Origin of the sequence: Nonomuraea sp. B19D2, assembly GCF_040137845.1 — a bacterium.
Lineage (GTDB): Bacteria > Actinomycetota > Actinomycetes > Streptosporangiales > Streptosporangiaceae > Nonomuraea.
Genome location: NZ_JBEFAK010000165.1, coordinates 1 through 610 on the forward strand (window position 1 = coordinate 1; position 610 = coordinate 610).

Annotated in this window: 1 rRNA gene; it reads right to left on the reverse strand. The window is 58.0% G+C overall.

Annotated elements, in window-relative coordinates:
* Window positions 1-307: 307 nt before the first annotated feature.
* Window positions 308-610: ribosomal RNA gene (locus tag ABN273_RS59305) — 16S ribosomal RNA — on the reverse strand; the annotation flags it as partial.

A 610-nucleotide genomic window follows, 5' to 3' on the forward strand; every position in this document is an offset into this window, starting at 1 on the left:
AAAACTTGGCCACAAAGATGCTCGCGTCCACTATGCAAATCTCAAACAACAAACAGCAAACCAGCTCGCGCCCCAAAACCATTGAAGCGTCCGCTGGCCCTGTCTCCGAAGAACCGGTCGCCCGTTCCTTCAGGACCCAACAGTGTGTCCAACCAACCCCAGCTCTCTCACAGCCGTTCCCACTCCCCTCCACAGAGAGGCGGTACTAACCCGCAGACAACCAGACCTGATTGAGTAGCCAGTGCTCCACTAGTGAGCTGTCACCCCACCGATCGTACGCCGGTGAAAGGTGAAAGTAGCTCCTTAGAAAGGAGGTGATCCAGCCGCACCTTCCGGTACGGCTACCTTGTTACGACTTCGTCCCAATCGCCAGCCCCACCTTCGACCGCTCCCCCCCAAACGGGTTGGGCCACGGGCTTCGGGTGTTGCCGACTTTCGTGACGTGACGGGCGGTGTGTACAAGGCCCGGGAACGTATTCACCGCAGCATTGCTGATCTGCGATTACTAGCGACTCCGACTTCATGGGGTCGAGTTGCAGACCCCAATCCGAACTGAGACCGGCTTTTAGGGATTCGCTCCACCTCACGGCATCGCAACCCTCTGTCATGG